The organism is Daejeonella sp., from assembly GCF_037719425.1.
In the GTDB taxonomy this organism is placed as follows: Bacteria; Bacteroidota; Bacteroidia; order Sphingobacteriales; family Sphingobacteriaceae; genus Daejeonella.
In genome coordinates this window covers 1-7,592 of record NZ_JBBJNI010000181.1, presented here as the reverse complement: position 1 = coordinate 7,592, position 7,592 = coordinate 1, and the positions used below count along the sequence as shown (strand labels likewise).

The window sequence follows — 7,592 nt, the reverse complement described above, 5'->3', positions numbered from 1 at the left end:
ATCTTTAGTTACCGGCCAAAGAAGAGCGTGATAACTTTCGGGACAAAAGCCAGTGTTGTGAATTTTGACCAGACAGACCTATATACCAGCAAGCAGTATGACAGGAATTTTATGAACTGGAATCCGCAGGCAAGTTATCAGTATAACTTTACAACGCAGAAATCTTTCAGATTGAATTATTTTGGATCAACAAGCCAGCCTAACATCTCCCAGATCCAGCCTGTTCGTGTAAATACCGACCCACTAAACATTACACTTGGAAATCCGGAGCTTGGCCCATCTTTTAACAATAGGTTTAGCATTGGCTACAACAGTTATAAGGTAATATCCGACCGGAATATATATTTTAATGGCTCGTACTCATTTACTTCGAACGCTATTGTAAATAATACCGTTACTGACCAGGCAGGAAAAAGCACTTTCCAATCCATAAACCTGGGTAGTAAATCACCGTTTAATTTCTATATCTATAGTAATTTCTCCCGGAAGATCCCTGGAACAAACCTGCGTGCCGGTTTGAATGTCAATGTTAATGGCAATACCTATTACAACATGATAAATAACGTTTTAAACAAGACCCAATCAGAAACGTATACCCCCCGGCTAACTTTCAGTTCTTATAAAGCAAAGAAATACGACTTTTATGCGGGTATTGGCCCTTCTTATTCGAAAAGCCAGTCGGATTTACAAAAGAACATCAATAACAACGGCTGGACAACGGATGCTTATATGGAAGGCAATTTGTACCTGCCCGGTAAGGTTAAGGTCGGCTTAAGCGGCAGTTATTTCTACCAGCAGAAAACTCAATCATTTAATGAGGATTTTGGCCGGTTCTTACTGAATACAACCTTAACAAAAAGCTTCATGAAGGATGAGGGTCTTAAGCTTCAGCTTTCTGGGAATGACCTTTTTAATCAGAACACAGGATTCAGCAGAAGAGCGACAAGCAATATGATCACCCAAAATAGCTATACCACGATCAGGAGATATGCAATGTTCTCGCTTATTTACGACGTTAGTAAAATGGGCGGACCTCAACCAAAAAAATAAAAAAGATGAAAGCTCAGAAATACTTCCTCATTATTATTCTTCTCATTTCCGCGCGTTCCGGATATGCCCAGCATACAAACTTTGCTTTCGAGGGAACCATTGACTTTGAGAAAAGCATAAATATGCATGCGCAGATCCCACGTATGATCAATAAGGACAACGAGATGTTTTATCGTGCGGCTTACGATCAATACAAATCCACGCAGCCACAGTTCAGGATTTTAAAAAGTACCCTGGCATTTTCCAAAGACAAAACCCTTTTTACGCCGATAGACCCTGACGCGGGTCCCCGGGTGATGTTTAATGAACAGGTAGCCATTGCCCCTCAAAACAACATTATATATACCGATCTGGCAGCCAGCAAGGTCGTCGCTCAAAAAACAATTTACGAGGAGAAGTTCCTCGTTACAGACAGCATTCGAAAGATCACATGGAAAATTACGTCAGAAACCCGCGATATAGCTGGTTACACGTGCCGCAGAGCAAATGCTATTATAATGGACTCAATTTATGTGGTAGCATTTTACACTGACGAAATCCCTGTATCCGGAGGACCAGAATCTTTTGCAGGCCTTCCCGGCATGATACTCGGTGTAGCCCTTCCGCATGAAAATGTAACCTGGTTTGCCAAGTTAGTAACCCCCAAGGCACTTGCGGCTGGTACAATTGCAGCACCGAAAAAAGGAAAACCTACAGATAATAATGGTCTGATCGCTACACTCAAATCAGTAATGAAAAACTGGGGCAATTATGCTCAGGGGCGATTGAAAGCATATCTATTATAAAGGATACGTAAATGAAAAGGAAAAAAACTGAAAGTGGAAAACTGAAAATTAAAAAAACGGAAAACTGAAAACTGAAAACTGAAACTGACCAAACGTACCCACCTTCAAGGCTCAACCAGATGCTTTAACTCAACCGTCAATATCCGTTTCCTTCAACTTTCAAATTATTAGTCTCCTTAAATTCTCAGCTTTCAACCCTAGCGTCAAGGTACGTTTCCTTCAACTTTCAGTTTTCAGCTTTCAATTATTAGTCTCATTCAACTATCACTCTTTCCGTCCAGAGTCGTTTCCTTCAGTTTTCAGCTTTCAGCAATAAATTACAGCGTTTAACGAACCTGCCCATCCCCCCTCACAACCCACTTCTCAGTAACTAACTTTTCTAAAGCAAAAGGTCCGCGTGCATGAAGCTTTTGCGTAGAAATACCAATCTCAGCGCCAAGGCCGAAAACTCCGCCGTCGGTAAAGCGGGTAGAAGCGTTTGCAAATACTGCTGCCGCATCTACTTCCTTCAGAAAGCGCTCGCATAGTTCTTTGTTTTCAGAAATGATGGCTTCCGAATGTTTAGATGAATAGGTCCTGATATGTTTTAACGCTTCATCAGGATTATCGACAGTTTTTACTGAGCATTTAAAGTCAAGAAACTCGCGTCCAAAGTCCTCTTCCACAGCCTGAATAAGATGAGGGTATTTTAGGTCTTCGAGGATCTCATAGCTGAAAGCATCAGCAAAGATCTCGACACTATATTCCAGTAATTTCGGGGCAAGAAGCTTTAACAAATCCGCAGTAATCTTCCTGTCAACAATCACCGTGTCCAGTGAATTACAAACGGACGGCCGGGTGACTTTAGCGTTGGTAACAATGTCGGCAGCCTTTGTAAGATTAGCTGTGCTTTCGACATAAGTGTGGCATACGCCCGCTCCTGTTTCGATCACCGGAACGGAAGCATGCTCGCGCACATAATCTATCAGCTGCTGTGATCCGCGCGGGATCAGAATATCTACATACTTTGTGGCAGTCAAAAGCTCAGGCATGAACTTCCTGTCGGCGGGCAATAGTTGTACGATATTTTCATCGACATCATATTCTGCAAGCACATCTCTTATCAAAGACACCAAAGCCGTATTGGTAAAAAAGGCATCGGTACCGCCCCGCAAAACACAAACGTTTCCGGAACGGATACATAAAGCGGCAACATCAACAGTCACATTCGGGCGTGATTCATAAATGATCCCCACAACACCCAAAGGAACTGTGATCTTTTTAACAGATAAGCCGTTTGCAAGCGTACTTTCATACTGCAAATGATCAGAAGGATCAGGCAAAGCGCTGATCTCTTCCACACTTTTCGCGAGATCATTGATCCGCACTTCAGAAAGCAGAAGCCTGTCCTTTTTAGGATCAGTATCAGGCATCTTATCCAGATCTTTCTTGTTCTCTTTTACTATTGCCGCTACCTTATCCCTTAGCTTTTTTGCAAGAGTATTTAGTATCAGGCATTTCTTCTCATCGCTAAGCCCCCGCGCAGCTGTAGTAGCGAGAGATGCTTGTTCGAGAAGAGATTGAATATTGTCCATCTTAATTATTATGAGGTAAATATAAGACTTGGGGGGAAGATTTGATAATGGGATTGTTATAAGAGCTGGAGAAAACTGAAAACTGAAAACTGAAAGTGGCGAACGTACCAGGTCGGATAACCAGGCGCCTGATTTGAAGAAATAATGAGGTTGCTTCAATGCGTTGTGTACGCCAGTGTACACAACGGTGGAAGGTTTTAAAGAAAACTTCGAAATTATTCGGAATGACAAGCGCAACAAGAATACCTTCCCAGTAGTCTTCAGCAAGCTTCAGTTTTTAGTTTTCAACTTTCAGCTTTTAAAGAAGCACAATATTATCCGCATGCGCCACCTCCAGATTTTTCACGTTAAAATCTTTAACCAGGGCCGACGAAGCAATTTTTGCCTTTGCTACTGCAACAGCATTATTCTCTTCGTCTAATATTTCTATAATCTCGCCGTTTTCAAACCCTGTAAGGATCTTTATGATACCCACTGCCAGCAGACTGTGCCGTTTCAATAACGCTTTACATGCTCCGGCATCTATCTGTATCCGGCCGCTGACCAGGCTGCCGCTCGCCAGCCACTTTTTACGTGCCGGAAGGTTGATCTTTTGTGCATGGCATAGAGTTCCGGTCTTTGCTTCGAGGGCCTTTAATATTCCATCTTCGGTGCGTACCCCGAAAATTACCACGCCTATCCCCATCTGGTTGGCGAGCCGGGCGAAGTTTAACTTGGACGTCATGCCGCCCAGGCCTGTTGAAGACTTTTCCTTGTTTGCTAATAAAAGCACTTTCTTTTCAGAAGTGTCCAGCTCAGGAATAACATTCCCCTCTCCATCCAGAACACCCGGAACAGATGTGCTGAATAACACCTGTTCAGCGCCGAAACCCGCAGCTATAAGTGTAGCCAGCTCGTCGTTATCAGAAAACTTTAATTCAAGGTTGCTTACAACATCATTCTCATTTGCGATTGGAATAATATTACTTGCCCATAATTTCTCATAAGTCTTTTTCAGCTGCAAGAATTGATCACGGTTTGAAAAGTGATGCCGCTCACATAAGCTCTGAGCTATAGATATCCCGTAAGGAGAAAAATAGCGGGAATAAGTGTTCATCAAGAGCGGATTGCCGATGGATGCTGCCGCCTTCTTTTCATTTAAAGTACCGCTATAGTTTTTAAGGAAGCGCTTTCCGGCCCCTACAGCTCCTGATGATACGATCACCAGATTGTATTTGTGATGTATAACATTCACCTGCCGAGCAATCTCAGAGATCACAACTTCATCAAGCTCACCTTTGCTGGTGGTAATGGATGCCGTTCCGAATTTTAATACGAGTATAGGTTTTGCCAAGAGTATGTTTGTTGCGTTAGGACAAATCTATAAAAATGAGGGGATTTTTAATTGACGGAACGAAGTTGTTAGTTGTTTTGCCGCGCTGCGCCTGCCTACGGTAGGCAGGCTCGCAATGACAGGGGTTGTTAGAACAAAGTTGTTAGTTGTGGGTTGTTAGTTGATTAGAGCGTTTAGGTACACGTACCCCCGACTAACTAATAAACAACCAACAATCAAATTCACTATATTTATAATAGGACAGGTGACTAAATATATAAAAGACAGATCTTCCGTTAAGCTTAATATAAGTGATGACAGATCTGAGTATTCTTTATTGTACGATAGTTATGCACCGTTGTTATATGGGGTGATCTTCCGGATCGTGAAAGACCAGGTGGCGGCAGAAAGGTTACTGGAGAAGACGATATTGAAGATATGGAAGTGCAGGGCGGCACACGACGCTAAGAAACTGACATTTTCAACATGGATGATAAACATTGCACGAAATTTTGCGATCTTTGACTCCATAAATAAAAATAACGAGGCTACAGGGTCAGCCGGCATATTAGAGCTGGTGATGACACATGGGCTAAACATTAAAGAAGCTGCAGGCAGATTGCGCATCAGTATGAAAGAAGCGGTCACCAGGCTACGGGAAGAATTGAAACAGACAAGACCATTAAAAATTGGATAAACAGACATATATAGAAAGCGGCATACTTGAAATGTATGTCCTCGATCAGCTCGATCTAAACGAACGGGGGGAGGTTGAGCGCATGTTTTCTATTTTCCCGGAAATACGCACTGAACTGGAGAGCATTCAATCAGCGCTGGAATTGTATGCACAGTCACAAGGGATAACTCCTCATCCGCGATTTAAGAAAAAAATACAGGATAGCATCTTTAATATCGAAAAGGAAAAGGAAATGAGTCTGAGGGATCTTCCGCTTATCTCGCCATTCTCTGATCACAGCAAATGGGTTGAGCTTGTAAAGGACATAATCCCCGATCAAGTTGCCAAAGAAGAAATTTTCACATCCGTACTGCACCAATCAGACAAGGTTGTCCAATTGCTGGTGGTTGCGTCTACTAATATTATCGATGAAGTTCACGACGAATCTCATGAAAGCTTCCTCATCTTAAAAGGAAGATGTAAATGTACTGTGGGGAGTGATGTTCGTTATATGGAAGAGGGAGATTTTATGGCCATTCCGCTATACGCGCATCACAATGTGGAAATCTTGTCAGATAGCGTGGTTGCAATATTACAGCACGTTGCGGTTTAACTCAACGGCAATCTTACCGTAAAATTAGACCCCTCATTCTCTGTACTTTTCACGATGATATTGCCCTTTTGCAATTCCGCAAATTCTTTACACAGCACCAGACCAAGCCCTACGCCCGTTTCATTATGAGTTCCGTAGGTAGCTTTTGAATTAAGGGTAAACAGCTCCTGCTGTTTTTCCGGTGACATGCCGATCCCGTTATCTGTAATATGGATATTGCAAAACCTCCCATCTCTTTCAATAGCTAACTTTATTTGCCCGTCAGAAGGGGTGAACTTTATGGCATTGCTCAGAAGATTTCTAAAAATGGCTTTGGTCATCTCCTCATCGGCGCTTACAAATACATCACTGCAGGCGGAAGTGTCTATGCTAATGTCTTTTGCTTCGGCTATTGAATGATATATAGGAAGATTACGATGAAGAAGCTCATTTACGTTGAACGACTGGGTGTTGATCTTCACTCCGTTCATCTGGCTCTTAGACCAGGTGAGCATGTTCACCAGCATGTCCGAGGTCCTTCGGGTAAGCGACAGCAATCCTTGCCTTATCTCAATCTCCTTTTCCGCGGGCGCATCACCGAGCACCTCCAGGTAACCCTGTATCAATGTAAGGGGGGTGGAGATATCATGCGAAACAAGAGAAAACAGTTTATCCTTTTCAGCGATCAGATTTTGAAGCCTGACATTCTGTTCTAAAATATCCAGCGCCCTTTGCTCAGCCAAAATGTGCTCGCGTTTATAACTGGACCGCAGGAACATGACTATAAAATAAGTAAACGCCATACAGAGTACGAAAACAAACGACCAGTCAGCAATCCTCACAAGGCCTGAAGAATACGAATAGGGAAACCAGTGCGGCATTTGGTACTCTGCAAGACATAAAGAGATAAGGAAAACGACATGCACGCAGGCGATAGTTAAGTGATATTTTCTTTTTACTATCGCTGTCAGAAGAAGAAACGTTAAGACGAAGCCCAGTACGGTTGGCCCGTTAATACCCGAATTGAACACGAAACAAACTCCCAGAATTGCATAGCTTGCTATTGTATATATAAAAATAACGGCGTTGTATTTCTGCTTATAGCGGGCATAATAATACAGAAAGCTACTAACGATGCTCATTGAACCGAGAATCAGAGCCATATTGTACATCCCCATGACGATATCAAACAGCACCAGGATCATCAGCAATACGAAGCTGATTAAGCACATGGCGTTAACCGCAATATGCTCATTACGTAATTCGGCACTCTCGCCCACTAACTCGACCCAGATGTTTTTTAAACGGTCTTTTGATCTCATTACGGATATTTTTCAATAGGTAGGTTGCGAAGGTAACAATTTCATCACAAAACCGATCAAAATTTAACATACAAGTTTAAATTTCAGTTAGTTCCGATGAAATGCCTGCTCCGCTGGAAGCTCAATTTTCTTGTATTCCGCCGGGTACGTCTCCTGCTCCCAATTTTTAAACCTGTCTGACGGTAGGCAGGGGAGCTGTCCCGCCCGTGCAGGACTGAGGGGTCTTTGAGGTTCCAGCTTTCGCTCAATGTCATTAAGTTAGTGATATAAGTCACTGTATA

The 7,592-nt window shown here is 42.7% G+C and carries 8 protein-coding genes; 4 read left to right on the top strand and 4 right to left on the bottom strand.

The window, feature by feature from the left end:
- Nucleotides 1–1,050, top strand: a 1,050-nt coding sequence (locus WKF69_RS17600; protein ID WP_340383535.1) for an outer membrane beta-barrel protein, incomplete at its 5' end; no start/stop codon positions are given.
- 5 nt (nucleotides 1,051–1,055) lie between these two features.
- Entirely contained in the window at nucleotides 1,056–1,835 is a 780-nt protein-coding gene (locus WKF69_RS17595; RefSeq protein ID WP_340383534.1) for a GLPGLI family protein, read from the top strand.
- A gap of 326 nt (nucleotides 1,836–2,161) precedes the next feature.
- Here WKF69_RS17595 and WKF69_RS17590 read toward each other — a convergent pair whose 3' ends face one another.
- Both WKF69_RS17590 and proB read right to left on the bottom strand, forming a co-directional pair.
- On the bottom strand, nucleotides 2,162–3,409 hold the full coding sequence (locus WKF69_RS17590; protein WP_340383532.1) for a glutamate-5-semialdehyde dehydrogenase: 1,248 nt from the start codon (nucleotides 3,407–3,409) through the stop codon (nucleotides 2,162–2,164).
- A 298-nt stretch (nucleotides 3,410–3,707) separates the two neighbouring features.
- Entirely contained in the window at nucleotides 3,708–4,742 is a 1,035-nt protein-coding gene (gene proB, locus WKF69_RS17585; protein WP_340383531.1) for a glutamate 5-kinase, read from the bottom strand.
- A gap of 244 nt (nucleotides 4,743–4,986) precedes the next feature.
- On the opposite strand from proB, the gene WKF69_RS17580 reads away from it, so the two are divergent.
- On the top strand, nucleotides 4,987–5,418 hold the full coding sequence (locus tag WKF69_RS17580) for a sigma factor (RefSeq protein WP_340383530.1): 432 nt from the start codon (nucleotides 4,987–4,989) through the stop codon (nucleotides 5,416–5,418).
- Entirely contained in the window at nucleotides 5,411–6,010 is a 600-nt protein-coding gene (locus WKF69_RS17575; RefSeq protein WP_340383529.1) for a cupin domain-containing protein, read from the top strand. The genes WKF69_RS17580 and WKF69_RS17575 overlap by 8 nt, the downstream gene beginning before the upstream one ends.
- Here WKF69_RS17575 and WKF69_RS17570 read toward each other — a convergent pair.
- Both WKF69_RS17570 and WKF69_RS17565 read right to left on the bottom strand, forming a co-directional pair.
- Entirely contained in the window at nucleotides 6,007–7,311 is a 1,305-nt protein-coding gene (locus WKF69_RS17570) for a HAMP domain-containing sensor histidine kinase (protein WP_340383528.1), read from the bottom strand. The genes WKF69_RS17575 and WKF69_RS17570 overlap by 4 nt on opposite strands.
- 83 nt (nucleotides 7,312–7,394) lie before the next feature.
- The coding region (locus tag WKF69_RS17565) for a hypothetical protein (RefSeq protein WP_340383527.1) at nucleotides 7,395–7,592 on the bottom strand (198 nt) is incomplete at its 5' end.